General features: G+C 61.7%; 23 protein-coding genes. 12 read left to right on the forward strand and 11 right to left on the reverse strand.

The features are described from left to right. Positions 1-253: 253 nt before the first annotated feature. Both AU381_RS03065 and AU381_RS03070 read right to left on the reverse strand, forming a co-directional pair. Positions 254-1,486, reverse strand: a complete 1,233-nt coding sequence (locus AU381_RS03065; protein ID WP_064240346.1) for an MFS transporter — start codon at positions 1,484-1,486, stop codon at positions 254-256. Between the two features lie 219 nt (positions 1,487-1,705). After that, entirely contained in the window at positions 1,706-3,223 is a 1,518-nt protein-coding gene (locus AU381_RS03070; protein WP_174552516.1) for a winged helix-turn-helix domain-containing tetratricopeptide repeat protein, read from the reverse strand. A gap of 324 nt (positions 3,224-3,547) precedes the next feature. Between AU381_RS03070 and AU381_RS03075 the strand changes: the two genes are divergently transcribed. Then, complete coding sequence (locus AU381_RS03075) at positions 3,548-4,756, forward strand: MFS transporter (RefSeq protein WP_064240348.1); 1,209 nt, start codon at positions 3,548-3,550, stop codon at positions 4,754-4,756. Positions 4,757-4,917: 161 nt separating this feature from the next. Here the strand turns inward: AU381_RS03075 and AU381_RS03080 are convergent, their stop codons facing one another. After that, the gene (locus tag AU381_RS03080) at positions 4,918-5,673 is read right to left on the reverse strand and encodes an SDR family NAD(P)-dependent oxidoreductase (RefSeq protein ID WP_064240614.1); all 756 of its coding nucleotides are present in this window, start codon (positions 5,671-5,673) and stop codon (positions 4,918-4,920) included. A 311-nt stretch (positions 5,674-5,984) separates the two neighbouring features. On the opposite strand from AU381_RS03080, the gene AU381_RS03085 reads away from it, so the two are divergent. From AU381_RS03085 to AU381_RS03115, 7 genes are all read left to right on the forward strand, one after another. Further along, positions 5,985-6,569, forward strand: coding sequence for a L,D-transpeptidase (locus AU381_RS03085; RefSeq protein WP_064240349.1), 585 nt, complete (start codon positions 5,985-5,987; stop codon positions 6,567-6,569). Positions 6,570-6,759: 190 nt separating this feature from the next. Further along, a complete protein-coding gene (locus AU381_RS03090) occupies positions 6,760-6,903 on the forward strand; it encodes a hypothetical protein (RefSeq protein WP_064240350.1) in 144 nt (47 codons plus the stop codon). Positions 6,904-7,057: 154 nt separating this feature from the next. After that, the gene (locus AU381_RS03095; RefSeq protein WP_064240351.1) at positions 7,058-7,645 is read left to right on the forward strand and encodes a hypothetical protein; all 588 of its coding nucleotides are present in this window, start codon (positions 7,058-7,060) and stop codon (positions 7,643-7,645) included. Between the two features lie 77 nt (positions 7,646-7,722). Next, entirely contained in the window at positions 7,723-8,310 is a 588-nt protein-coding gene (locus tag AU381_RS03100; RefSeq protein ID WP_064240352.1) for a protein-S-isoprenylcysteine O-methyltransferase, read from the forward strand. Between the two features lie 10 nt (positions 8,311-8,320). After that, the gene (locus AU381_RS03105) at positions 8,321-9,103 is read left to right on the forward strand and encodes a 2-oxo acid dehydrogenase subunit E2 (RefSeq protein WP_064240353.1); all 783 of its coding nucleotides are present in this window, start codon (positions 8,321-8,323) and stop codon (positions 9,101-9,103) included. After that, the gene (locus tag AU381_RS03110; protein WP_064240354.1) at positions 9,100-9,987 is read left to right on the forward strand and encodes an SDR family NAD(P)-dependent oxidoreductase; all 888 of its coding nucleotides are present in this window, start codon (positions 9,100-9,102) and stop codon (positions 9,985-9,987) included. The genes AU381_RS03105 and AU381_RS03110 overlap by 4 nt, the downstream gene beginning before the upstream one ends. Before the next feature lie 219 nt (positions 9,988-10,206). Beyond that, on the forward strand, positions 10,207-10,623 hold the full coding sequence (locus AU381_RS03115) for a DUF4864 domain-containing protein (RefSeq protein ID WP_082909625.1): 417 nt from the start codon (positions 10,207-10,209) through the stop codon (positions 10,621-10,623). A gap of 20 nt (positions 10,624-10,643) precedes the next feature. Here AU381_RS03115 and tgt read toward each other — a convergent pair whose 3' ends face one another. The 5 genes from tgt to coaD all read right to left on the reverse strand — a co-directional run bounded on the left by tgt (position 10,644) and on the right by coaD (position 14,555). Next, the gene (tgt, locus tag AU381_RS03120) at positions 10,644-11,774 is read right to left on the reverse strand and encodes a tRNA guanosine(34) transglycosylase Tgt (RefSeq protein WP_064240356.1); all 1,131 of its coding nucleotides are present in this window, start codon (positions 11,772-11,774) and stop codon (positions 10,644-10,646) included. Beyond that, a complete protein-coding gene (gene queA / locus AU381_RS03125) occupies positions 11,771-12,856 on the reverse strand; it encodes a tRNA preQ1(34) S-adenosylmethionine ribosyltransferase-isomerase QueA (protein ID WP_064240357.1) in 1,086 nt (361 codons plus the stop codon). Before queA ends, tgt begins: the two co-directional genes overlap by 4 nt. 74 nt (positions 12,857-12,930) lie before the next feature. Further along, complete coding sequence (locus AU381_RS03130) at positions 12,931-13,440, reverse strand: peptidylprolyl isomerase (protein WP_064240358.1); 510 nt, start codon at positions 13,438-13,440, stop codon at positions 12,931-12,933. 23 nt (positions 13,441-13,463) lie between these two features. After that, positions 13,464-14,036, reverse strand: a complete 573-nt coding sequence (locus AU381_RS03135) for a peptidylprolyl isomerase (RefSeq protein WP_064240359.1) — start codon at positions 14,034-14,036, stop codon at positions 13,464-13,466. A 24-nt stretch (positions 14,037-14,060) separates the two neighbouring features. Further along, positions 14,061-14,555, reverse strand: coding sequence for a pantetheine-phosphate adenylyltransferase (gene coaD / locus AU381_RS03140; RefSeq protein ID WP_064240360.1), 495 nt, complete (start codon positions 14,553-14,555; stop codon positions 14,061-14,063). Between the two features lie 228 nt (positions 14,556-14,783). Between coaD and AU381_RS31005 the strand changes: the two genes are divergently transcribed. Next, complete coding sequence (locus AU381_RS31005; protein ID WP_280137772.1) at positions 14,784-14,915, forward strand: hypothetical protein; 132 nt, start codon at positions 14,784-14,786, stop codon at positions 14,913-14,915. A 195-nt stretch (positions 14,916-15,110) separates the two neighbouring features. On the opposite strand, the gene AU381_RS03145 is transcribed toward AU381_RS31005, so the two are convergent. The 3 genes from AU381_RS03145 to ypfJ all read right to left on the reverse strand — a co-directional run bounded on the left by AU381_RS03145 (position 15,111) and on the right by ypfJ (position 19,188). Then, entirely contained in the window at positions 15,111-16,511 is a 1,401-nt protein-coding gene (locus AU381_RS03145) for an MATE family efflux transporter (RefSeq protein ID WP_064240615.1), read from the reverse strand. 155 nt (positions 16,512-16,666) lie between these two features. Beyond that, on the reverse strand, positions 16,667-17,950 hold the full coding sequence (locus tag AU381_RS03150) for a TCR/Tet family MFS transporter (RefSeq protein WP_064240361.1): 1,284 nt from the start codon (positions 17,948-17,950) through the stop codon (positions 16,667-16,669). Between the two features lie 302 nt (positions 17,951-18,252). Then, a complete protein-coding gene (ypfJ, locus tag AU381_RS03155) occupies positions 18,253-19,188 on the reverse strand; it encodes a KPN_02809 family neutral zinc metallopeptidase (RefSeq protein ID WP_064240362.1) in 936 nt (311 codons plus the stop codon). 205 nt (positions 19,189-19,393) lie between these two features. On the opposite strand from ypfJ, the gene AU381_RS03160 reads away from it, so the two are divergent. From AU381_RS03160 to AU381_RS28185, 3 genes are all read left to right on the forward strand, one after another. After that, a complete protein-coding gene (locus AU381_RS03160) occupies positions 19,394-20,422 on the forward strand; it encodes a zinc-dependent alcohol dehydrogenase family protein (protein ID WP_064240363.1) in 1,029 nt (342 codons plus the stop codon). Between the two features lie 217 nt (positions 20,423-20,639). Then, on the forward strand, positions 20,640-24,131 hold the full coding sequence (carB, locus tag AU381_RS03165; RefSeq protein ID WP_064240364.1) for a carbamoyl-phosphate synthase large subunit: 3,492 nt from the start codon (positions 20,640-20,642) through the stop codon (positions 24,129-24,131). Positions 24,132-24,302: 171 nt separating this feature from the next. Continuing rightward, positions 24,303-24,614, forward strand: a complete 312-nt coding sequence (locus AU381_RS28185; protein WP_082909653.1) for a DUF6894 family protein — start codon at positions 24,303-24,305, stop codon at positions 24,612-24,614. Positions 24,615-24,718 lie beyond the last annotated feature (104 nt).

The following is a 24,718-nucleotide window of genomic DNA, read 5'->3' on the forward strand; positions in this document are numbered from 1 at the left end:
GTTCTTTGCATGCACATAAGTTCCATAATCTATCTTATGCGATTTTTATATGTAGCGGCAGTTTAGAGATGCGACATATGAGCCAGCTAGAGATGTGACAGTCGTCGCCTCTTGGTGAGAATCGCTCTGCCCCGCATTGAGCGCGCGGGGTCCCCGGTGCATCTTGCAGATCGGACGACCCTGGTCAGGGGCGCCCGTGATCGGCGGCAAGTCGGCAGATTGTATTGCGGACCCGCAGAGATGCCTGCGTGATTTAAGCGGCCGCGAAGGCTGGTTTATCCTTGGGGAAAGGCTTGAAGGCCAAGGCGATCAGGAAAGCCCCGATGCCGATGCCCCAGGCGCCGATGTAGAGCCAGCTGTAGCTCGCGAAGGTGTCGTAGATCATTCCTCCGGCGACCGGACCGATCGCCATGCCGAGGCTGCCGGCCATTGCCGTTCCGCCGATGACCGTACCCATCATCCGCAGCGGGAAATTCTCGCGCGCGATGACGGCATAGAGCGGCATGATACCGGCATAGACAAACCCGACCAGTGCCGCCACCGCGTAGAACGCGTTCAGTTGACTGACGAAGGCATAGCACAGCACGGCGCAGGCCTGCAGAAACAGGCCGGCGACGAGAATGCGTTTGGCTCCATAGCGATCGCCGAGGAGTCCGAAGGCGACACGACCGCCCATGCCCGCCAGGCCCTCCACGCTGTAAATGGAAACGGCTGCGATCATCGGGATGCCGCAGCTTATTGCGTAGCTCACGGTATGGAAGATAGGTCCTGAATGCGTGGCGCAGCAGAAGAAGTTCGTCAAAAGCAGGACGATGAATTGTGGTGATCTGATCGCCTCCCCTACGGACATGGCGGAATCCGCCTCCGCGGCCGGAGACATTGTGGCATTTTCGTTCTCGAGCGCCGGTGGGCGGCGTACGAGCAGCGAGACGGGGATCATCGCGCCCGCAGTAAAGACGGCGATGATCAGGAGGGATGTTCTCCAATCGTAGACTGTCACGAGCCAGGCCGCGAATGGCGACATGGTCATTGGCGCCATCCCCATGCCAGCAGATACGAGCGACACTGCGAGACTGCGATGCGTATCGAACCACCCGGTCACGCAAGCCATCATCGGCGCGAAAATCGCGGCGGTCGCTCCTCCCACGGCCACCCCAAAGATCAATTGAAACTCGACGAGCGATGTCGCTCGACTGGCTAGAGCCAGGGCAGCTGCAAGAACAGTTGAGCCCGTCAACACGACCAATCGGGGACCGAAGCGGTCTGACAGAGGACCCCAGATCATGCTTGCGATTGCCAGCGCGACAAAACCGATCGTCATGGCGCTGGATACGCCTGTAACTGACCAGCCGGTGTCTTTGGAGATGGGCAAGAGAAAAACAGGCAGGGAAAACATGGCGCCTATTGCGACGCAGCCGAGAATTCCGCCTGCCGCAACGATTACCCAACGGTAGATGCTCTGCGTCTCAATCTGCCGGTCCAACATGAAGATACCCCGTGTTTTGGTTTGCCATCCCTCTAGGACGAACTGACGGCTTCAAAATCGACACGCTGCCGAAAAAAACCGGCGGCTGCATCATGAACAACTGTCCAATGATCTGTTTTCCGCTTGCATTATGCAAGCAGTATCAGGAAACGGATCTGGTTGCAATATGCAAGTCGTTACAGGGTGCGCCTCATGGTCGCTTGACATAGGACCGCCGGGTCACTCCGGAAGACCGGCCTTGCGGTAGCCATCAACGAAGTGCTCAAGCGTCGCGGCGTCGCGGAATGGCTCCGTCTTGGCCCAGTGGCGGGTTGTGAAATGCGGGTTGCCGACGAGGAACAGTTCGACCTCTGCGCGCGCCTCGTCGAGCCGGCCCAGTTGCGCCAGGCTCGCCGCCAGGAAACGGCGGGAGCTTGTACGATAAGTCTCGTCCCTGCGCAGTGTCTCGACGGCTGCTTCGTATTCGCCGGACGCATATTGCGCCTGACCGAGCGTCAGATAGTACCAGCTTGGCGGAAACGGATTCAGCCGAAACGCTTTGCGAATGTGCTCAAGGCCCTCCTCGATCCGCCCGGCCAAGACCGCGATGTCGGATAATGCCGCCCAGGCGTCGGCCTCGTTCGGGTCGAGCTCGATCGCCTTGGCGAATTCCGCATCCGCCTCGGCGAAGCTGCGCTCATAGGCAAGCAGGTAAGCCAGGACCCAGCGGCAGCCGGCATCGTTGGCGTCGATCGCTACGGCTTTGCGCGCCAGTTCCAAAGCAAGGCTACGCGAAGATTGAGTTGGCCCGCCGGAATGCACCCATCCCATCCAGTGGTTTATGGCAAGCCAGCGATAGGCCTCGGCGTATTGCGGATCGAGCGAAACCGCGCGCGTGAGCATCAGATGGGCTTCGCGCGCCGTCTGCGGTGAGTCATCCATCAGCTTGCGCGCCCGCACGCAGAGATCATAAGCCTCGAGACTCTTGGGCCGATTTCGCGGCGGCGGTGCGCCGAGCCGGCCGAGTAACGCCTCCACGATCTTTCCGGTGACCTCGTCCTGAACCGCAAAGATATCTTCCAGGCTGCGGTCGAAGCGCTCCGCCCATAGCTGTTCGCCGCTCACCGCATCGACCAGCTGGGCGTTGATGCGCACGCGCCCAGCGGCGCGCCGTGCGCTACCCTCCAGCAGGTAGCGCACGCCAAGCTCCTCAGCGATCAGGCGCACGTCCATCGCCTTTCCTTTGTAGGCAAATGCGGAGTTGCGTGCGATGACGAACAGGCCGGCGGTCCTCGACAGGTCGGTGATCAGGTCTTCCGTCAAGCCGTCCGCGAAAGATTCCTGCTCGGGGCCGCTGCTGTAATTAACGAAGGGCAGCACGGCTATCGATGCTTTGTCGGGCAGGGGCAAGGGTTTTCGCTTCATGCCCCCGAGCTGCTCGATGGCCCCCGTGAAGCGGTAACCGACGCGTGGAACCGTGGCGATCCATTCACCGCCGTCGGCGGCCGGACCAAGCAGCTTCCTGAGCTGCGCTATCTGGACGGTGAGGTTGCCTTCCTCGACCGCCCTGCCCGGCCACGCTGCGTCCATCAACTCGGCCTTCCCCAGGACCTCGCCGGGCTGTCCGACGAGCGCCGCAAGCAGCTTTAGACCGCGGTAGCCAACGGCAACAGGGACACCGTTCCGAAGCAGCGTTCCCGCACCCGGATCAAGCACGAACGGACCGAAGGCAAAGCGCGGACCCTGCATAGGGCGCATCAATAGTCCGTTTGGAAGTTTTTGAGAACTCTTTGGAAGGGCTTAATTACGACGCTGTTCGTCTCCTGCAGAATTCAACCTCTTTCGGGTCGAGGGCCTCGGCCCGTCAAGCCGCATGGAGGTTGCAATGAACGATACTCCCATCCTCGCATCGACCCCGCATCAGGCAGTGGCGCCGGGAACGCTCGCGGCGCTGGGTCGGCAAGACAGCCCGGCGAGCCTGCGAAGCACTATCGCGGAAGGCCAATTCCCATTTGATCGTCGATATCGGTCTGACGAGACGGCGGGCCGAGCCCTTCCGGCAAGCATACGGCGAATGCTGCAATGACACGGGATCGCCAGCTCCCGCGTGCCGCAGTGATAAGCCGGCACTTGCACAGCACGACATCACCGCGAGAGGAGCGGATCCCTTGGGCCGCGATAGCGGGCATCATCGCGACCGTCACGGTGTTCGCCCTGGCACAGGGGCTGACCTATCCGCTCCTCAGCTTCATCCTGGATCGGCAGGGGACGACGGCCGGCCTCATCGGCTTCTCGGCGGCGATGACGCCGCTGGGTTTCATTGTTTCCGCGCCCTTCATTCCGGCGCTGGCGCGGCGCGTGGGCGCGGCGCGGCTTGCAGTCCTGTGTTCGATAATGGCCGCCCTCACCCTGACCGCGATTGCCTGGGCACAAGACATCTGGGCCTGGATGGCGCTGCGCTTCCTGCTCGGCTTCTTCGCCAATCCGCTTTCCGTGGTCAGCGAAACCTGGCTGATCACGATCACGCCCGCGCCGCGCCGGGGCCGCATCATGGGCCTCTATTCATCGATCGTTTCGGGTGGCTTCGCCATCGGCCCGCTGTCGCTCGGTCTGGTCGGCACGCAGGGTTGGCCGCCCTTCATGATCGGCATCGTGGCCTTCCTTCTCTGCGGTCTGATCCTGTTTGTGGTCGTGCCGCGCCTGCCGAAGATGCCGCTTGAAGGTGAGGCCACATCGGTCGGCGGCTTCGTCGCCATGGCGCCGCTTCTATTGTTCGCGGTTTTCGCCGCAGCCGCATTCGAGCAGACCCTGCTTTCCTTGTTCGCAGTCTATGGCGCCGCGCTCGGCAGCGCCGAGGAGCGCATCGCTTCGCTCATTACCTGTTTCGTCGCAGGCAATGCCGTGCTGCAGATTTTGCTCGGGCGCGTGGCCGAACGGTTCGGCTCGACGCGGACCATGTCATTCTGCGCCCTGGCTTCGCTGGCCGGCTGCCTCGTGCTGTCGTCGATCTTCAACTCGTGGCTCATCTGGCCGCTCGTTTTCGTCTGGGGCGGGGTCTCGTTCGGGCTCTACACCATGGCACTGATCCAGCTCGGCGAGCGGTTCACCGGCCAAGCCTTGATCGCCGGCAACGCGGCCTTCGCTTTCGTATGGGGCGTCGGAGGCGTCATGGGCTCGCCCGCGACAGGACTGGCGATGCAACTGATCGGGAATCACGGGCTGCCATCGTCCCTTGGCCTGCTGTGCTGTTTACTGGCGGTGTTTCTGACGGCCGAGAGACGGCGGGTCTGATCGGGGCACTTATCTCATGCCGCGTCCGCCGCATGCTGGGTCATTTTTGGCGGCGCGGCTAGCAACGTGTGAGTTTCGAATTTCTCGCTCACCGATATCCCCGGAAGATGCCAGCGCCCGGATCTGGCGTCACGGGATCCAAACTGAGACGCTGCCCGCCTTCAGTGGGCCGTGTAGGCGCCGTCCACGAGATGGTAGCTGCCGGTGATGAAGCTGGCCCGGTCGGATAAGAGAAAACATACAAGAGCCGCCACCTCTTCCGGCGTGCCGCGTCGGCCCATCGGCTGAAGGGCCTCCAGCCGCCGGGTTTTCGCCAGCTCGGCATGTTCCGACAGAAGCGGCGTTTCGATCCAGCCGGGCCCGACAGCGTTGATACGTATGCCCATTCGCGCATATTCGATCGCTGCGGCCTTGGTCAGCCCGATAACCCCATGCTTGGCCGCGGTGTACGCCGGTGCGGTAGGCAAGGCGACGGAAGCAAGAATCGATGTGACGTTGACGATCGCGCCTCCTCCCCTTCCGAGCATGGCCGCGATCTCGTGTTTCATGCAATGGAAGGTGCCGTTCAGGTTGACGTTGATGACGCGCTCCCAGTTTTCGAGCGGATAGTCCGCGGTCGGCTTGCGGACGCCTTCGATGCCGGCGTTGTTGACCGCGAGATTCAGGCCCCCGCATTCCTGGATTGCGAAGTCGACCAATTGCCCTACAGCGCGAGCGTCGGCGATATCGACCGTGAAATGGCGGGCTAGGCCTCCATTGGCGCGGATCTCGTCGGCGATCTGCTGGGCGGCCTCGGTATTGAGATCGGCAACGACAACTTCGGCCCCCTCGCCGCTCAATTGGCGGCAGATGGCGGCTCCGATTCCGGAACCGCCACCGGTGACGATCGCGACCTTCCCTTCGAAGCCAAGCTTCATGCTGTCCATCCTCCTTGTCTGCTCCACCCCAGTCGAGCAGACGCAGACGCTTGCCGCAAGCCGCTTAATCTATCCATCGAGCTTGTGGTGCCCGATGGCGAACAGGTCGCCATGGGTAACCGGACGCGAACCGGCGCCGCCGATCCGATGCAGGTGACCCTTCGTGGCGTCTCGAATCGGGCCTCAACGCCCCTGATTCGGAACGTCGAATTCACCTCGTTGTGCCCGCCTGAGATGCGAGGCTTGGCCAGCGCCCGCAGCGGTGTTAAACACGCAGGGCGGGGACTCACGAATTTTCTCAGCAGGTGAAGATGGACAAGAACCACGTTACGCGTCGCATGCTCGTGTTGGGCAGTCTGGCTCTGGTGGCCACCGGATGTAGTTCGACCTGGCGACCAATGGAACGCCCAATCGCGTCCAGGACGCGTATCGACCCGCGCTATCGCAGGCAGGAAGTGGCCTATGACGGGGGCGAGGCGCCGGGAACGATCGTCGTCGATACCGAGCAACGGTATCTCTACTACGTCCAAGGGGGCGGCTCGGCGATTCGCTATGGCATCGGCGTCGGAGAGGAAGGGCGCACCCTCAAGGGCAAGGCGACGATCGGCCGAAAGGCGGAGTGGCCGTCATGGACACCCACCGAAAACATGATGCGCCGCAAACCGCACCTGCGTCAGTATGCGGGGGGCGTTACGGGCGGGTTACACAATCCGCTTGGTGCATCCGCCCTCTACCTCTATCGTGGCGGGAACGACACGATGTTCCGCCTCCACGGCACGAACGAACCGTGGACGATCGGTCAGGCAGTATCGAGCGGTTGCATCCGCTTGACGAACGACGACATCGTTGATCTCTACAGCCGGACCCCCGTGGGGACCACGGTATTGATCATCTGATGGTGTTTGCGCGCGTATTTGGTATAAATAATTAAGCCATGTGTTTTGAAGTACCCGTTGAACAGTTCCGCACCGACAAAGCTGATGCCAACTGTGTCCTTCTTGCACTAGGCCTAGGCGCAAATCGCCACTATTACTTGGAGTGTTGCCTTCGATAAACCATTCCGACTATTGAGGAAAGGACTACTTGATGAGCAGAATTCTAATCGTGATGATTGCGTTGCTTTCTGTCGCCGGCCTGACCGCTTGTGACACGATCGGCAAGGGCAAAGGAAAGGCTCCGCCGCCGGTCGCAGCAGAGCCGGCAGCCGAACCTGCTCCTGTTTTCAAATAAACAGGTAAATTTGCCCCGTGGGAGGCTCCAAGCTCTCCCGCGGGGCGCCTTCAGACCGAATCAGCCCCAGGCAGACGGTCAAAAACGCCACTGGTTGACACGAGCCGGCCCAAATTTTGTTAGAATAAGTTCGGCGACATAGCGAAGTGACGTGATGACATTTGCAGTAAGCCGTATCCTCCCTGTGTTCTTGCTCGCATTCGCTGCAACAGCGTGCCAGACGCAAGACAAGAAGCCTCAGCCGGCATTCGTGTCGAGCAGCCACACGGGTGGGCCAGCCAAGCTACTATCCCAGACCCGAGAGCAAGGGTACTTCATCGAATTCCGCTCACGCTACGCGCTGAGCTACGGCCACACTTACGCAGTTTTCGGCCGCACCAATGCGGCGGGCGCGATGATCAACCCCGAGGTCGCCGGTCTTGCTCCGGCTACCAACGATGCCGCGCCCTATGTTCTTGGTCATTTTTTTCCGGTGCCGGCAGAGACTGGAGCGAGCGATGGCGACCTCGAAGAGGAATACAGGTCGGCAAGCTGGCGCGTCATGCTGACCGAGGCAGAATACAACAAGGTCGTCGTCTTCATACGCAAGCTGAAGGAAAAGTCGCGCGTCTGGCATGCGTCGGTCTACAACTGCAATGCCTTCGTGGCAGAGATTGCGCGCTCCATGGGGTATAAGACCCCGGGCATCTGGCTAAGGCCGCAAGAATTCATTACAAGGCTTCGTGAGATGAATGGCGGTTAACGCGGTCGGCTAAAGCCCTCTCCGCTCGCCATTGGCGCAATCGCAATTCGCAAAAAGCCTTGCAAGCTAGGGTGAGCATGTCGATAGCTTCCGTCGGCCAGACTATTTGGGTGCTCGGCATCGTCGCCTGGTACTTCATTCGCCGTCCCTATGAGCGCCGTGCGAAGCGCGTCGAGATCGTCAGCAACCGTCGCTCGCGCTCCGAGACGATCGGGCTTTCTGCGGCTCTGCTTGGCCTCGGAATCATACCCGGGTTCTATGTGGTAACAGGCATCCCCGAGGCGGCAGATTATCCTGCACGGGCGTGGGCCGTGGCCGTCGGCGCCATCGTCTTCGCCGCTGCAATGTGGGTGTTTCGCAAGACCCATAAGGAACTTGGTCGCAACTGGTCCATCACCCTGGAGATTCGCGACAGACATGAGCTGATCAGCGGCGGGCCCTACGCGCTCGTGCGCCATCCGATGTACACTTCCTTCATGCTCATGGGCGTTGGACAGGCCTTCCTGCTGGCGAATTGGATCATGGGCCTCGCCGGGCTGGTGGGCTTCGCAATTCTGTTTTTTCTGAGGGTGGACGAGGAGGAGCGAATGATGCTGGAGACATTCGGCCCGCAATACCGCGCCTACATGGAAAAGACCAAGCGGATCATCCCCTATCTTTACTAGAGGTGCCCCGATGCGTGGCCGAGCTCTCAAGCTTTCGGCGCCGCGGCGCCTCGTCGGCGATCTGATGCGCTTTTCGATTCGTGTGCCGCGGGTAACCGTGCAGCGGCAAATGAACCTCGGTCCTTTGCTGGAAGCCCGAGCGGCACAGCAAAGCAAGCCTTCCTGGACGGTGCTGTTCCTCAAGGGCTATGCGCTTCTGTCTCTCGAAACTCCCGAGTTGCGGCGGGCTTACGTCAAGCTGCCGAGACCACAGCTCTACGAATACCCGGAAAGCGTCGCGTCGATCGCCCACGAGCGCGACTTCGATGGCGAGCGGGCCGTGCTGCTAAGCCTGATCAAGAACCCGGAGCGTCGTCCGATCGCCGAAATCGCCGCCTTGATCGAGGCGGCCCGGACACGCCCCGTCATGGAGGTCAAGGAGTTCCGGCGCGCCCTGAAGATCGCCAAGCTGCCGGCGCCGATCCGCTGGCTGCTCATGTGGTTGGGGCTCAATCTCGGTCGCCCCCGCGGCCGTCATTTCGGAACCTTCCAGCTGTCGGTCTATTCGGGGCTCGGCGCCGAGTCCCTCAATCCGCTGACACCTCTGACGACGATCTTCAACTATGGCCCGATCGACGATCGGGGCATGGTGACTGTCCGCATCCACTACGATCACCGGGTCATGGATGGCGCCAATGTGGCGCGCGCGTTGGAGCGATTCGAAAGAATTCTGAACGACGAAGTTGCCGCCGAGGTAACCGCGCTAGCGAAAACCGCTGCGCTTGCAGCAGCTGCCGCCCCAGGTGCGGCATGACGGCGCAAACGGAGCTCCGGCCGGCCGTCGTCGTTGTGGGCGGTTCACGCGGCATCGGCAAGGCGATTGCCGAGGTTGCCGTCAGGGACGGCGCAGCCATTGTTCTGGTAGCCCGTTCGCCCGACGGCCTCGCGGCCGCCGCCGCCGATATGCTGAAGGCCGGTGGCGAGGCCTTCAGCGTCGCCTTGGATCTCTTGGCGGGCGATGCAGCGCGCCAGCTCGAGTCATTCCTGTCCGCCAACGGGCTGTTCTGCGATGTCCTGGTCAACAGCGCCGGCTATGGCCTTCGCGGCAGTGCAACGCTGCTGCCCGTCGCTGACCAGCTCGGCATCGTCGATCTGAACATGCGTGCCCTCACCGATCTTACGCTTCGCTTTCTGCCCGGCATGGTGGCGCGCGGCCGCGGCGGCGTCATCAATCTCGGTTCCGTCGCGAGCTTTACGCCGGGCCCGTATATGGCTCTGTACTATGCCAGCAAGGGCTTCGTTCGTTCGTTTTCGGAGGCTCTTCACCAGGAACTTCATCGCACCGGCGTGACCGTGACCTGCGTCGCCCCGGGACCGGTATCGACCGAGTTCCTCGAACGATCGGGCGCAAACAGGGCGGCGCTCTTCAAGGTCCTGCCGAAAGTCGATTCCCACTATGTCGCCGAATGCGCCTGGCGCGGTTTCAAATCCGGTCGTCGGCTCGTCATCCCGGGTGTCTCGGCCAAGCTCGCGATCCTTGTCGCTGCCCTGTTGCCTTCGGCGGTCTTGCTGCCATTGATCGGCCGCCTGCAGCGCCGGAGCAATGATCCCTGTCCTTGTGGATCCGGCAAGACATACAAGACATGCCACGGCGCGCGCCAGCGCAACATGGACCGGGTGGTCTCCAAGCGCGGCTAGCTTGCGCTCAATAGGGGCAAGTACCGCGCCGAAGGCGGCCACCCAAAGTCACGAGATTGTGACTGTTTCGCAATAAAGTTGCAAAAGCGGGCGCAAATTCCTGAATTTATTGAATAGTGCTCTGGGAATCCCTCCAAGCTGCCCCTTGTAAGCCGAAGGTGGTGCTTATCAAAGCCATCAGGCCTATGCTTTCGTGAAGAAAAGCTCATGGAGGCTCCCATGACACGAGTGGTCTCCGTCGCTCTTTGCCTGGTGCTCGCGCTTGGCGTGGACCGAGCGCTGGCAGACCCTGTCGATATCGCGAGGTCGGTCATTCGGGCCCAGATCCAGGCTTTTCTGGAAGACGACGCGGAAACTGCCTACTCCTTCGCCTCCCCCGGAATCAGGGAAAAATTTCCGGACCAAGGGGTGTTTTTCGAGATGGTCAAGAAGAGCTACCAGCACCTGTATCGCCCGGGCAATTTCGCCTTCGGGCGGTCGAAGCTGGTGGGCGACGAAGTGATCCAGGAGGTGCTGATCTCCGGATCGGACGGCAAGGACTGGACGGCGATCTATGAACTCGTGCCGCAGCCGGATGGCAGCTACAAGATCAATGGCGTGGTGATGGTGCAGACCGCGCCTGGTCCCGCCCTCTGACGATGTTCGGCTCGTCCGACTTACACGGGCGGAAGATCGCCGCGCTGCCAGCCGTCCTGGGTTTCTGCCATGAAGTCGGCGTAGCGCCCCTTCTCGATCGCGTTGCGGATGCCGGCCATCAGTTCCTGGTAATAGGCGAGATTGTTCCAGCTCAGGAGCATGCCGCCGAGCGATTCGTTGGAACGAATCAGATGGTGCAGGTAGGCGCGCGAGTAATCCCGCGCCGCCGGGCACGAGGACTGTTCATCGAGCGGCCGCATGTCTTCGGCATGACGCGCATTGCGCAGATTGATCCGGCCATAGCGCGTGAAGGCCAGGCCATGGCGGCCGGAGCGCGTCGGCATGACGCAATCGAACATGTCGATCCCGTGCGCGACCGACTTCAGGATATCGTCCGGCGTTCCGACCCCCATCAGGTAGCGCGGCTTCTCCGCAGGCAGGACGGGGCAAGTGACGTCGAGCATGTCAAGCATCACCTCCTGTGGCTCGCCGACGGCGAGACCGCCGACCGCATAGCCCTTGAGGTCGAGCTCCTTGAGCGCGAGGGCGGAACGTTCGCGCAGTTTCGGAATGTCGCCGCCCTGCACGATCCCGAACATCGCCTTGCCTGGCTGATTGCCGAACGCGACCTTGCAGCGCTCCGCCCAGCGTATCGACATTTCCATTGCGCGCTCGATTTCGCCCGGCTCGGCCGGCAATGCGACGCATTCGTCGAGCTGCATCTGTATGTCGCTGTCGAGCAGTCCCTGGATCTCGATCGAGCGTTCCGGCGACATGTGATAAAGCGCGCCGTCGACATGGCTCTTGAAGGTCACGCCCTGTTCGTTGAGCTTGCGCAGGCTCGAGAGCGACATGACCTGGAAGCCGCCGCTGTCCGTCAGGATCGGCCGCTCCCAGCGGATGAAATTGTGCAAGCCGCCGAGGCGAGCGACGCGCTCCGGACCGGGACGCAGCATCAGGTGATAGGTGTTGCCGAGGATGATGTCGGCGCCCAGATCCCGTACCTGGTCGAGATACATTGCCTTGACCGTGCCGACCGTTCCGACAGGCATGAACGCCGGCGTGCGGATCGTTCCGCGCGGGGTCGAGACCTCGCCGCGGCGCGCCTTGCCGTCAGTCGCAAGCAGCTTGAATTGAAACGTTTCGGTCATTGTTCTTTCCGGAAGAGCAGGCTTGCATCGCCATAGGAATAGAAGCGGTAGCCGGCTGCGATCGCATGGGCATAGGCGGCACGCATCGTTTCCAACCCGGCAAAGGCAGACACCAGCATGAACAAAGTCGATTTCGGCAGGTGGAAATTGGTCATCAGCATGTCCACGGCGCGGAAGCGGTAGCCTGGGGTGATGAAAATCCCAGTCGGTCCCGACCAGGGACGGACCTTGCCCTCCTCCGTCGCAGCGCTTTCGATCAGCCGCAGCGACGTCGTACCGACGCAGACGATGCGTCCGCCGCGCGCCCGAACCGCATTGAGCCTTTCGGCGGTCGCGGCGTCCACATGACCGATTTCCTCGTGCATCACATGATCGTTGGTATCGTCGGCCTTGACTGGCAGGAAGGTTCCCGCCCCGACATGAAGCGTAACGAAGTGGCGCTCGATACCGGCCTCGTCAAGCTTGCCAAACAGGCGATCGGTGAAGTGCAGGCCCGCCGTCGGCGCCGCGACCGCCCCTTCCTCGCGCGCATAGACCGTTTGATAGTCGGTCCGATCGCGCGCATCCTCAGGGCGCTTGGAAGCGATATAGGGCGGCAGCGGAATGTGGCCCACTGACATGATCGCCTCGTCGAGCACCGGGCCTGAAAGATCGAAGCGAAGAGTGACCTCGCCTGCCTCGCCCTTGTCTTCAACGGTCGCATCGAGAGCGCCGAGCAGGCAGGCATTTTCGCCGTGGCCGAAGCTGATCCTGTCACCTGGCTTCAGCCGCCGAGCCGGCCGGGCGAACGCCTTCCAGCGGTCGGAGGCGACGCGCATGTGCAGCGTCAGCGAAACCTGTGTCGAAACATCCTCGCCGCGCCGGCGAATGCCCTCGAGCTGGGCCGGAATGACCTTCGTATCGTTGAAGACGAGCGCGTCTCCAGGTTTCAGGAACGAAGGCAGGTCGAGCACGCCGTAATCGCCGAGGACCCGTTCCGCTTCGGGCTGGACGACGAGCATGCGGGCACTGTCGCGGGGGCTCGCTGGCCTCAGCGCAATGGAACTCTCCGGCAGGTCGAAATCGAACAGGTCTACGCGCATCAGGTGTCGGACAAAGGCAAACCCGACCCGGTGGCTTACGCGCGACCCGGGGCGGGTCTGTGCATTAGCGCAAATCAGTCGTCGGCGGCAACCCGCATGGAGACGATCGAGTCGGGATCGCGCACTGGCTCGCCCCGCTTGATCTTGTCGATGTTTTCCATGCCCTCGATGACCTGACCCCAGACGGAATACTGCTTGTTGAGCCAAGGAGCGTCGGTAAAGCAGATGAAGAACTGCGAATTCGCCGAATTCGGCATCTGGCTGCGGGCCATCGAGCAGGTGCCGCGCACATGGGCGATCTCGGAGAACTCGGCCTTGAGGTCCGGTTTGGATGACCCGCCCATGCCGGCGCGCGCCGGATTGAAGTGCTCGCCGCCGGTCTTGCCGTACTGGACGTCGCCGGTCTGTGCCATGAAGTCCTCGATCACGCGATGGAAGACAACGCCGTCATAAGCGCCTTCGCGTGAGAGTTCCTTGATGCGGGCGACATGGCCCGGAGCCGCGTCCGGCAGAAGCTCGATCACCACCCTGCCCTTGGTGGTTTCCATGATGATCGTGTTTTCCGGATCCTTGATCTCGGCCATGATTTTTCTCCTTCTGTCTGATCCTATTTGCCGACCTTGACGCTGATCATGCGGTCAGGGTCCGTGACGGCGCCGTTGTTGGCGTCGTCGCCAAGCTTGATCTTGTCGATATTCTCCATGCCTTCGACGACCTTGCCGACAACCGTATATTGTCCGTTGAGGAAGTCGCCTGGAGCGAACATGATGAAGAACTGCGAGTTGGCGCTGTTCGGGTCCTGCGAGCGTGCCATGCCGACGGTGCCGCGCTCGAAGGGAACCTCCGAGAACTCGGCCGGCAGATCAGGCTTCGATGACCCGCCCGTGCCGGCAAGCTCCGGCTGAAAGCCCTGTTTCATGTCGCCATACTGCACGTCGCCGGTCTGTGCCATGAAGCCCTTGATCACCCGATGGAAGGCAACATTGTCATACTCGCCTGCGGCAGCCAGTTCCTTGATCTGCTGGACGTGCTTCGGCGCGATGTCCGGACGCAGCTCGACGACGACCGGGCCGTCCTTGAGTTCGATCGTCAAGGTGTTGTCGCTCGACTGCGCCTGGGCGCCTCCCGTGAAGGTGGCGAGCGCGAGGGACCCTGCAAGGGCCAGTTGGAGGATTTTCATGCGTTCTCCTTGCGTGGTGAAAGCTCAGGCCTTGTGCTTCGCCTGCAGCGCCTGAAAGACCGCCCTGGGAACAAAGGCGCTGACATCGCCGCCCATGGCTGCGATCTGCCGGACCAATGTGGCCGTAATGGGCCGCGAGGCGGTTCCCGCCGGCAGAAACAGGGTCTGGATATCCGGCGCCATTTGCCGGTTCATGCCGGCCATCTGCATCTCGTAATCGAGGTCCGTGCCGTCCCGCAATCCGCGCACAAGTAGGCTCGCACCATGCCGACGGGCCGCATCCACGACCAGATTGTCGAAAGAGACCACGGCGATATCCCCTGCCCTTTCCGGCAGGAATTCACTGAGCGAGCGGCGGATCAGGTCTGCGCGCTCGTCGAATGAAAAGAGCGGCGTCTTTCCCGGATGAATGCCGATCGCGACGATCACCTTCGAGGCTATGTTGAGCGCCTGAACGAGAACATCAAGGTGCCCGTTTGTCATCGGATCGAAGGAGCCGGGATAGAAAGCCGTGGTCATCGCACCTGTTTCCGTTGGGTGATGCCTTTTGTCACGGACCGCGGCGGACCGCAAGGGTAAGGCGATCCGCCGGGCCCTGTTCCACCGGAAACAGCAGCGCCGAGAGAATGAATGCTAAATGAATGCAACGTTCAAACTGGTTTCACACCGGAAGTTGTAGCCTGAAACAACAAGTGAATGGAACTTTTCTAGATAGCGTGCCGTTGTAGCAGCTGAAAGGAGACGGCCATGGGACTTGCTCTGTTTTCGATGGCAATGTTTTTCGCGATGATTTTTGCGACGATCCATGCGCTTCGCAGCGAGGCTCGTGACCGCGTCACCGTCCTGTCGGCAGCAACGGATGGGCTGAGGAGAAAATGACGGCGGCTGCAGCAGTGATTGCGTCGCCGTCGCTTTTGAAATGAATGCCTCCAGGAAACTTCTGCGAGGAAGTTTCACCAGCGGTCTCATTTCTTCCCCTGGTGGGGCCGCTCATTACGAGCCGGACGGCATCCCCTGCCCGTCCGGCTATTCTTTTGGCGGGCCTGTTCGCGTATTGCATCGATCGCCGCGCAATCAAACTACGGTCGGAGCGCGGATCGAATGAATGAGGCGGAAGAAGCGCCAGTTGAGCAGCACGGCAGCGGCCGCCAGCCCCAACACGAAGCCGAACCACACGCCGATGCCGCCGAACTTCAGCGGAAAGGCGAAGGCCCAGGCGCAGACGAAGCCGATCGGCCAATAGGAAATCATCGCCAGGATCATCGGCACGGTCGTGTCCTTCAGTCCGCGCAGCATGCCGGCGGCGATCGCCTGAAGCCCATCCACGAGCTGGAACGCCCCTGCAATAACGATCAGCGGGCCGGCAAAGGCAAGCACCTCGGCAGCATCGGGCCGGCTGGTGTCTAGATAGAGCGCCGCAAGCTGATGCGGAAGCAGCGCGAAGATCGTGCTGCCGATGGCTGCGAACCCGGAGCCGAGGGCGAGCACGGCGATGGCGGCGCGCCGGACACCGATGAGATCGCCGCTGCCATAGGCGAGGCCGACGCGCACGGTGCCAGCCTGTGCTAGGCCGAGCGGAATCATGAAGGCGATCGACGCGAACTGAAGCGCAATGCCGTGGGCGGCAAGCTCGATCGTGCCGATCGTTCCCATGAGCAGCGAAGCGACGGTGAAGAGGCTCACCTCCGCAAGGATTGTCAGCGAAATCGGAACACCGAGATAAATGACCTCGCGGAAGGCCGGCCAGTCCGGGCGCCAGAAGCGCACGAACAACTCGTAGCGATCGAGTTCAGGCTGCCCGCGTATGTAACCGATCGTCAGCGCCGCACCCAGCAGCGCCACGCCGAGAGCCGCGACCGCAGCACCAAAAATGCCGAGCGCCGGAAATCCGTAATGGCCATAAATCAGCACATAGCAGAGCACGGCATTCAGGACCAAGGTCGCGAGCGTCACGTAGAGAATGATCCCAGCGCGCTCCAGGCCGCTCAGAAACGCCCGCAACACCATAAAGATGAGGCTCGGAAAGACCGCCCATTGCGCGATATGGAGATACTCTGCAGCAAGGGCCGAAACCTCCGGCTTCTGGCCGGCGAGAAGCAGGATCGGCTCGGCCATCCAGAGGATCGGCGCGGTGACGAGGCCGTAGAGCAATACCACCCACATGCCCATCCGCACGGAGCGGCGAACCGAGATCCGGTCTCCTCGCCCCTGTGCCTGCGCGACCATCGGCACCACGGCATTTGCGAAGCCGCTGCCGAAGATGAACACGGTGAAGAAGACCTGGGTGGCAATGATGATCGCCGCAAGCTCAACCGCCCCGAGCCTGCCGACCATCAGCACGTCGGTGGTGTTGATCGCAAGCTGTGCGAGCTGCGCACCGATGAAGGGGACGCCGAGAGAGATGCTGGCGCGAAAGTGGGTGCCCCACGAATTCTCGGTTTGTGCAGGCACAAGCTCTTGTGTCGCGGTCAGCATGGAATAATCCTCGCTCTGCGGCGCATCGGGCACAGATCAATTCTAGGAGCAATTCGAATTACAGCACCACTGGGACGAGCGCTAGCGACAAGGGCGGAGCTGCTTAATTTTTCATCGGACTATCAAGAAAATTGATCGTTCCGCAGGTGCCTCTCCTATCGCGGCGCAAACTGTTCCCGCGGCGCGTCGACCGGACTCAGTGCTGCGTTCTCGAACGCACCGCTCCGGACCGGCCGCACCCGCAACAGGAAAACAGAGAGGCTTGCGATTATCAGGCACGCCGCCAGCGCATAAGGCGCACCGGAGAACGAATAGCCCGTTGTCGGGCCGGTGAAGAGCGCAAAGATCTGCGTGAAGAGCAGCGGCCCGAGAATCGTCGTTATGCTGGATATGCTGGTGAGAGCGCCTTGCAGCTCGCCTTGCGCCGAGGGCGGCACGTGGACCGATGCGATGCTGCGCAAGGGCGGATCGGCAACGCTTTCGAGCGCCGTCGCGACAATCACGACATAAACCATCCAGCCCTCCCAGGCGGCCGCGTAGCCGGCCATGCCAAGCGCAGTAAAGGCGAGGCCGAGCGTCGCCGTCCTTCGCTCGCCCAACCTCGCCACCATGCGCGGCAGGACGACGGCCGTCACCACCGCCCCGCCGACGCCGAATATGCCGAGCGACAGCCCGATCTGCCCCTCGCTCCAGCCGTAGCGGTAGGACGAAACGAAGGACCAGACCGCCGGATAGACGGCATGAGCGAGCCAGTAGAGAAAGAAGACGAGGCCCACCCAGCCGATCCCCGGATAGTTGCGCATCTGCTTCAGCGCGCCGAGCGGATTTGCCCGGCGCCATTCGAAGCGGCGCCGATTTGCGGGATCGAGCGTCTCGGGAAGAAGGAACAGGCCGATGGCGAAGTTGATGAAGGATAACGCGGCCGCGCCATAGAAAGGAACACGCGGTCCCAGTTCGCCGAGGAAGCCGCCGATCACCGGACCGAGCGCAAATCCGGTGCCGAAGGCGATGCCGATCAATCCGAAATTCCGTGCGCGATTCGTATCGTCGCTGACGTCCGCGATGAAGGCGGACGCCGTTCCAAAGCTCGCGCCGCTGATACCGGCGAGAATGCGACCGACAAAGAGCATCCAGTAGCTCGTTGCCAGCGCGCAGATCAGGTTGTCGATCGCAAAAGTCAACACCGAGGCCAGCAGGATCGGCCGACGCCCAAATCGGTCGCTCAAATTGCCGATCAGCGGCGCAAATAGAAACTGCATCCCCGAATAGGCGAGCAGCAGCCAACCGCCCTCGATGGCTGCCTCGCCGACATTCGCTCCAGTCAGTTCCTGGAGATAGCTGGGCAGCACCGGCACGATGATCGCGATGCCCATGATATCGAGAAGCAGAATCAAGAAGACGAGGTACAGGCCGCGTCGTACGAATTTCTTGTCGAGCATGGAAGCTCCTCCCCGCGTCCGCCGAAACGGAGACAGAACGTGAACGACGTCACCAAATAAGGTGTATCGCATCGCCTGGACCGAAACAATCCATGAACATTTCAACGGCTCTTATCGAAATGATCACAATAGCAAATGATTGTTCGCGCCTCGCGTGTATTCATCGCGACAAAAGCCGCCGGGCAGTCGCCGGGGGTCGGAATATATCGAACGCCGTTTCGAGGCGCATTGGGCGGATGGGAAGGAGCGGCTCCAGTGGTGTTACGCTTCCGGACGCCGGGCTTCCGGACCGGCGAAAGCCGTCAGACGGAGCCCGAGAAGGTGTCGCAGTCCGACATCCTGCCGCTGTCGAAGCCGCGCTTGAACCACTTCATCCTTTGCTCCGAGGTGCCATGGTTGAAGCTCTCCGGCACGACATAGCCCTGCATGCGTTTCTGCAGGGTGTCATCGCCGATCTGGGTCGCGGCATTGAGTGCCTCTTCGAGGTCGCCGCGCTGCAGCAGGCCCTTTTGCTCCGTGTATTTGCCCCAGATCCCGGCAAAGCAATCCGCCTGCAGCTCGACGCGGATCGACATCTGGTTCGCCTCGACCTCGCTCATGCGCTGCCGCATCTGGGCGAACTTCGGAAGAACGCCGATGAGGTTCTGGACGTGATGCCCAACCTCATGGGCCAGAACATAGGCCTGGGCGAAATCTCCGGATGCATCGAACTTCTGTTCAAGCTCCTCGAAGAAACTCATGTCGAGGTAGACCTTGCGGTCGCCCGGGCAATAGAAGGGCCCTGATGCGGAGGAGGCGAACCCGCAGGTTGACTGGACGGCGCCGCTGAAAAGCACGAGCTTCGGCTCCTCATACTGTTCACCGCCGGCCTGGAAGATGCCGTTCCAGGTATCTTCCGTCTCGCCGAGCACCGTCGCCATGAACGCCTTCATTTCCTCCTCTTCGGCCGAGCCGCGCGGCACCTGAGAACCGTCGCTGTGTTCGAAGCCCGGCATATTCACCGGACCACCTTCGAGAACCTGGAGCATGTCGATGCCCATGGCTTTCAGCAGGAAATAGAGAATGACGAGGAAGATGATCGTACCGAAGCTCAAGCCGCCGCCGGCGCGACGCACGCCGCCACCTGTCGGAATGCGGAACCCGCCGCCGCGGCCGAAGGGGCCGCCTCCAAGGCCGCCTGGGCTTGCGCCCCGCTGATCCTCGACATTGCTGGACTGGCGGCGGCCCTTCCATTCCATGATCTATCCTCCGGAGACGTCGCTTCTACCTTGGCGCGTTGAGTCTTTATATGCTTGCGCGACGATCCATGTAAAACGCAATCGCCGCAGGGCGGTTTCATCCAACCGGTCTTTTTCTCTGTGGTTCGCGGGCTCGCTTCCCGGGCGGATTGACGATCCTTCACTTTCGAGTTCCTATGACGCGGAGGCGGTCGGAGGAGCATGCATGAAGGCAGTGCGTCTTGAAGCGGTCGGCGACATCTCCGTTCGGCACGTCGAGGTACCCGAACCCGGTCCCGACGACCTGCTTGTCAAAGTGGAGGCCTGCGGCATTTGCGGGACCGACCGGCATCTCCTTCATGGGGATTTTCCGTCCACGCCTCCGGTCACTCTCGGCCACGAATTCTGCGGCATAGTCGTGAAGGCCGGGAGCGCGGTTCACGCGATCAAGCCGGGGGCGAGAATTACCGGCGATCCGAATATTTCCTGCGGGCGCTGCCCGCAGTGCCAGTCGGGCCGCGTGAATCTCTGCCGCAATCTACGCGCCATCGGCATCCACCGTGACGGCGGATTTGCCGAGTACGTGCTGGTTCCTCAGAAGCAGGCCTTCGAAATCCCACTTGCCCTCGATCCTATCCACGGTGCGTTCTGCGAACCCCTCGCCTGCTGCCTGCACGGCATTGATGGGGCAGGTATCCGAGCCGGCTCCTCGGTAGCGGTGCTCGGGGGCGGCGTGATTGGTCTGCTGACCGTTCAACTCGCAAGACTGGCGGGTGCCACGACTGTCATTCTTTCGACGCGCCAGGCTTCGAAGCGCCTTCTGGCGGAGGAAGTCGGGGCGACGGCTACGGTCGATCCGACCGCCGGCGACGTGATCGAGGCGATCTCTGGACCGCACGGGCTCGTCCCCGGAGGCGTCGACGTAGTGATCGAATGCGCAGGCGTCGCAGAAACAGTGAAGCAGTCGACACGACTTGCCAAAGCGGGCGGGACAGTCGTCATCCTCGGCGTGCTGCCGCAGGGCGAAAAGGTCGAGATCGAGCCTTTCGATATTCTGTTCCGTGAACTGCGCCTGCAAGGTTCCTTCATCAATCCCTTTGTGCATCGCCGGGCAGCCGACCTCGTGGCCTCCGGTGCGATCGAAATCGACCGGCTCATTTCGCGCCGCGTGACGCTCGACGAGGCCCCAGCCGTCATTGCCAGTCCAGCCCCTCCGGGAGAGGTAAAAGTGCTGGTGATTCCTTCTTCCGAATAGGTCGAGGACTTTGGCGCATTCGGGTTGGTAAAGCGGGCATTGGTCGGGCGCACAAATATCTGCGCTTTATTGTCGATTCCGGAATTTTCGGGGTTCCGCTGGTAAAAACATTTGCCTATAAGCCGCTTCTAGCCTGAAAACACCATTCATTGCGCGCCCGGCCGGTGATCTCCCACCTCGGCCGGTTTTTCGCGCAACCAGAAAACGGATGAGACCCATGCCGAAGCGCCAAGATATCAAATCGATCCTCATCATCGGCGCGGGGCCGATCGTGATCGGCCAGGCATGCGAATTCGATTACTCCGGCACCCAGGCCTGCAAGGCTCTGAAAGAGGAAGGCTATCGCGTCGTCCTCGTCAACTCCAACCCGGCCACGATCATGACCGATCCGGGACTTGCGGACGCGACCTATGTCGAACCGATCACACCCGAGGTCGTCGCCAAGATCATTGCCAAGGAACGTCCCGACGCACTGCTGCCCACCATGGGCGGCCAGACGGCGCTGAACACGGCGCTTTCCCTGCGGCGGATGGGCGTCCTCGACCGCTACAATGTCGAGATGATCGGCGCCAAGCCAGAGGCAATCGACAAGGCCGAAGACCGGGCCCTTTTCCGCGAGGCGATGGCCAAGATCGGGCTCGAGACGCCGAAGTCGCGGCTGGCCAACGCCACCGATATCAAGGACCAGGACCGCAAGGCGCATGAGGCAGAACGCGCTGCCCTCAAGGCGAAATTTTCGGCTGCCGAACTCGACAGCGCGCTCGACGAACTCGAGAACAGATGGAACCTCGGCGAAGGCGACCGAAAGCAGCGCTACGTCAACCATGCAATGGCGATCGCCGCGCAGGCGCTCGACGATGTCGGGCTTCCGGCAATCATCCGGCCTTCCTTCACTCTCGGCGGTACGGGCGGTGGCATCGCCTACAACCGCTCGGAATTTTTCGAAATCGTCGGCAGCGGTCTCGATGCGTCACCGACGACGGAAGTCCTGATCGAGGAGTCGGTCCTCGGCTGGAAGGAATATGAAATGGAAGTCGTCCGCGACAAGGCGGACAATTGCATCATTATCTGCTCGATCGAGAACATCGATCCGATGGGCGTCCACACGGGCGATTCCATCACCGTCGCGCCGGCGCTGACCCTGACCGACAAGGAATATCAGATCATGCGCAACGCCTCGATCGCGGTGCTGCGCGAGATCGGCGTCGAGACCGGCGGGTCGAATGTCCAATTCGCGGTCAATCCGGAAACCGGCCGCCTTGTGGTCATCGAGATGAATCCGCGCGTATCGCGCTCTTCGGCACTGGCCTCCAAGGCGACGGGCTTCCCGATTGCCAAGATCGCCGCCAAGCTTGCCATCGGCTATACGCTCGACGAGTTGGAGAACGACATCACCGGAGGAGCAACGCCGGCCTCCTTCGAACCGTCGATCGACTATGTCGTTACCAAGATCCCGCGCTTTGCCTTCGAGAAGTTCCCCGGCGCCGAACCGACGCTGACCACCGCGATGAAGTCGGTCGGCGAAGTCATGGCGATCGGCCGCACCTTCGCGGAATCGCTGCAGAAGGCGCTTCGCGGCCTTGAAACCGGGCTGACCGGTCTCGACGAGATCGACATTCCGGATTTCGACGAGAACGGCGATGGCCGCAATGCCATCCGCGCGGCGATCGGCACGCCGACCCCCGACCGCCTGCGCATGGTCGCCCAGGCGCTGCGCCTTGGAATGACCGAGACGGAAGTTCACGAGGCCTGCAAGATCGATCCCTGGTTCATTGCCCAGTTCAAGGCGATCGTCGACATGGAGGTCCGCATCCGCGAACACGGCCTGCCGCAGGATGCCGAAAACCTCCGGATGCTGAAGGCGATGGGCTTCTCCGACGCGCGGCTCGCGACACTCACCGGCAAGCGCCCGAAGGAAGTGGCGGAACTGCGCAACGCGCTGAACGTCCGCCCGGTCTACAAGCGCATCGATACCTGCGCGGCCGAGTTCGCCTCGCCGACCGCCTACATGTATTCGACCTACGAAACGCCCTTCGTCGGGGCAGCCCGGTCGGAGGCGCAGGTCTCCGATCGCAAGAAAGTGGTCATTCTTGGCGGTGGTCCCAACCGGATCGGCCAGGGCATCGAGTTCGACTATTGCTGCTGCCATGCCGCCTTTGCGCTCAAGGACGCCGGCTATGAAGCGATCATGGTCAACTGCAATCCGGAAACCGTCTCCACCGACTATGACACTTCCGACCGGCTCTATTTCGAGCCGCTGACGGCGGAAGACGTGATCGAGATCATGCGGGCCGAACAGGAAAACGGCACGCTGCACGGCGTGATCGTGCAGTTCGGCGGCCAGACGCCGCTGAAGCTTGCCGAGGCGCTCGAAAAGAACGGCATCCCGATCCTCGGTACCGCACCCGATGCGATCGACCTCGCCGAGGACCGCGACCGCTTCCAGAAGCTCTTGATGAAGCTCGACCTGAACCAACCGCGCAACGGCATCGCCTACTCCGTCGAGCAGGCGCGCCTCCTCGCCGCCGAAATCGGCTTCCCGCTGGTCGTGCGCCCGTCCTACGTTCTCGGCGGCCGCGCCATGCAGATCATCCATTCGGAAAGCATGCTACAGACCTACCTTCTCGACACGGTCCCGGGGCTCGTGCCGGAAGACATCAAGCAGCGCTATCCGAACGACAAGACCGGCCAGATCAACACGCTGCTCGGCAAGAACCCGCTGCTCTTCGACAGCTATCTGACCAATGCGATCGAAGTGGACGTCGATTGCCTGTGCGACGGCAAGGATGTCTTCGTTTCCGGTATCATGGAGCATATCGAGGAAGCAGGCATTCACTCCGGCGACTCCGCCTGCTCGCTGCCGGTACACTCCCTCGACAAGGACCTCGTCGACGAACTCGAGCGTCAGACGGCGGCGCTTGCCAAGGCGCTGAACGTCGGCGGTCTGATGAACGTGCAGTTCGCCATCAAGGACGACACGATCTACGTGCTCGAAGTCAATCCGCGCGCGTCCCGCACGGTTCCCTTCGTTGCCAAGACAATCGGCACGCCGATTGCGAAGATCGCAGCGCGGGTGATGGCCGGGGAAAACCTGGACGATGCGATCGCCGCCTACGGCAAGAAGCCGGATCCGCGCAATCTGCAGCACATTGCCGTCAAGGAAGCCGTGTTCCCATTCGCCCGTTTCCCGGGCGTCGACACGCTGCTCGGTCCGGAAATGCGCTCGACCGGCGAAGTGATCGGTCTCGACACCGACTATGCGCTGGCTTTCGCCAAGTCCCAGCTCGGCGCCGGCGTCGATCTGCCGCGCGACGGAACTGTCTTCGTTTCGGTTCGCGACGAGGACAAGGCACGGGTGCTGCCGGCCATCCGCGTTCTTGCAGATATCGGCTTCAAGGTCATGGCGACCAGCGGCACGGCGCGCTTCCTCGGCGAACACGGCATCGCGGCAACCAAGATCAACAAGGTGCTCGAAGGGCGCCCTCACGTCGAAGATGCCATCCGCAACCGGCAGATCCAGCTCGTCATCAACACCACGGACGGCAACAAAGCGATCTCCGACTCGAAGTCGCTCCGTCGCGCGACCCTGATGCAGAAGGTGCCCTATTACACGACCATGGCCGGAGCCGAGGCCGCGGCACATGCCATCAAGGCGCTGAAGGCAGGCAACCTCGAAGTGCGTCCGCTGCAGAGCTATTTCGAGGCCTGACAGATGTCCAATGGCGCACCCCGGTTTCAGGTGCGCCATTGCGTGTCGATCCTCACTGGACGCCTGAATGCAACCTGAACGTCTGGTTCAGGCTTCATTCGGGCGCCACGTGGTTCTTTGATCCCAAGCGAAGCCTCATTCAACGGCGACGCGCAGGCCGGGGGCAACGACGTGCGGCACTATTTCTTCGACCTTCACTGGGGTGATGAACATTTCCTCGATGAGGAGGGGATCGCCCATTTCGACGACGGTTCGGCCCTTTATTACGCCCAGCGCATTGCCGACAGGATCGGCCGTGACGCGGATTACGGTTCGCTGAAGGTGCAGGTGCGTTCGGGCGAGGGCAAGCCGTTGGCGACCGTTGCGCCATCCGAGGGCCGCGGCCGCGAGCAGTTTGCCTTGATTGGCAGACGTTCTCCGGGGGTGTATCGCCACCACCCTGAAAGTGCTGTTTCCTCGTCGGGGACTGGAGCGATCACTTGAGCGCCGCGGAAGCACTGATACGACCTCCAAGTGCAGTTGAGGTAAAGAGGCTTTGCGTAGGTGACGGTCTATTCTGGAGATTTTCGCGTGGGACGCGGCCTTGG

Source organism: Sinorhizobium glycinis (genome assembly GCF_001651865.1).
In the GTDB taxonomy this organism is placed as follows: domain Bacteria; phylum Pseudomonadota; class Alphaproteobacteria; order Rhizobiales; family Rhizobiaceae; genus Sinorhizobium; species Sinorhizobium glycinis.

Bases quoted from the DNA above. Each gene is read 5' to 3' on its own strand.
- AU381_RS03065 (WP_064240346.1), bottom strand. From the start codon at position 1,486: ATGTTGGACCGGCAGATTGAGACGCAGAGCATCTACCGTTGGGTAATC.
- AU381_RS03070 (WP_174552516.1), bottom strand. From the start codon at position 3,223: ATGCGCCCTATGCAGGGTCCGCGCTTTGCCTTCGGTCCGTTCGTGCTT.
- AU381_RS03075 (WP_064240348.1), top strand. From the start codon at position 3,548: ATGACACGGGATCGCCAGCTCCCGCGTGCCGCAGTGATAAGCCGGCAC.
- AU381_RS03080 (WP_064240614.1), bottom strand. From the start codon at position 5,673: ATGAAGCTTGGCTTCGAAGGGAAGGTCGCGATCGTCACCGGTGGCGGT.
- AU381_RS03085 (WP_064240349.1), top strand. From the start codon at position 5,985: ATGGACAAGAACCACGTTACGCGTCGCATGCTCGTGTTGGGCAGTCTG.
- AU381_RS03090 (WP_064240350.1), top strand. From the start codon at position 6,760: ATGAGCAGAATTCTAATCGTGATGATTGCGTTGCTTTCTGTCGCCGGC.
- AU381_RS03095 (WP_064240351.1), top strand. From the start codon at position 7,058: ATGACATTTGCAGTAAGCCGTATCCTCCCTGTGTTCTTGCTCGCATTC.
- AU381_RS03100 (WP_064240352.1), top strand. From the start codon at position 7,723: ATGTCGATAGCTTCCGTCGGCCAGACTATTTGGGTGCTCGGCATCGTC.
- AU381_RS03105 (WP_064240353.1), top strand. From the start codon at position 8,321: ATGCGTGGCCGAGCTCTCAAGCTTTCGGCGCCGCGGCGCCTCGTCGGC.
- AU381_RS03110 (WP_064240354.1), top strand. From the start codon at position 9,100: ATGACGGCGCAAACGGAGCTCCGGCCGGCCGTCGTCGTTGTGGGCGGT.
- AU381_RS03115 (WP_082909625.1), top strand. From the start codon at position 10,207: ATGACACGAGTGGTCTCCGTCGCTCTTTGCCTGGTGCTCGCGCTTGGC.
- tgt (WP_064240356.1), bottom strand. From the start codon at position 11,774: ATGACCGAAACGTTTCAATTCAAGCTGCTTGCGACTGACGGCAAGGCG.
- queA (WP_064240357.1), bottom strand. From the start codon at position 12,856: ATGCGCGTAGACCTGTTCGATTTCGACCTGCCGGAGAGTTCCATTGCG.
- AU381_RS03130 (WP_064240358.1), bottom strand. From the start codon at position 13,440: ATGGCCGAGATCAAGGATCCGGAAAACACGATCATCATGGAAACCACC.
- AU381_RS03135 (WP_064240359.1), bottom strand. From the start codon at position 14,036: ATGAAAATCCTCCAACTGGCCCTTGCAGGGTCCCTCGCGCTCGCCACC.
- coaD (WP_064240360.1), bottom strand. From the start codon at position 14,555: ATGACCACGGCTTTCTATCCCGGCTCCTTCGATCCGATGACAAACGGG.
- AU381_RS31005 (WP_280137772.1), top strand. From the start codon at position 14,784: ATGGGACTTGCTCTGTTTTCGATGGCAATGTTTTTCGCGATGATTTTT.
- AU381_RS03145 (WP_064240615.1), bottom strand. From the start codon at position 16,511: ATGCTGACCGCGACACAAGAGCTTGTGCCTGCACAAACCGAGAATTCG.
- AU381_RS03150 (WP_064240361.1), bottom strand. From the start codon at position 17,950: ATGCTCGACAAGAAATTCGTACGACGCGGCCTGTACCTCGTCTTCTTG.
- ypfJ (WP_064240362.1), bottom strand. From the start codon at position 19,188: ATGGAATGGAAGGGCCGCCGCCAGTCCAGCAATGTCGAGGATCAGCGG.
- AU381_RS03160 (WP_064240363.1), top strand. From the start codon at position 19,394: ATGAAGGCAGTGCGTCTTGAAGCGGTCGGCGACATCTCCGTTCGGCAC.
- carB (WP_064240364.1), top strand. From the start codon at position 20,640: ATGCCGAAGCGCCAAGATATCAAATCGATCCTCATCATCGGCGCGGGG.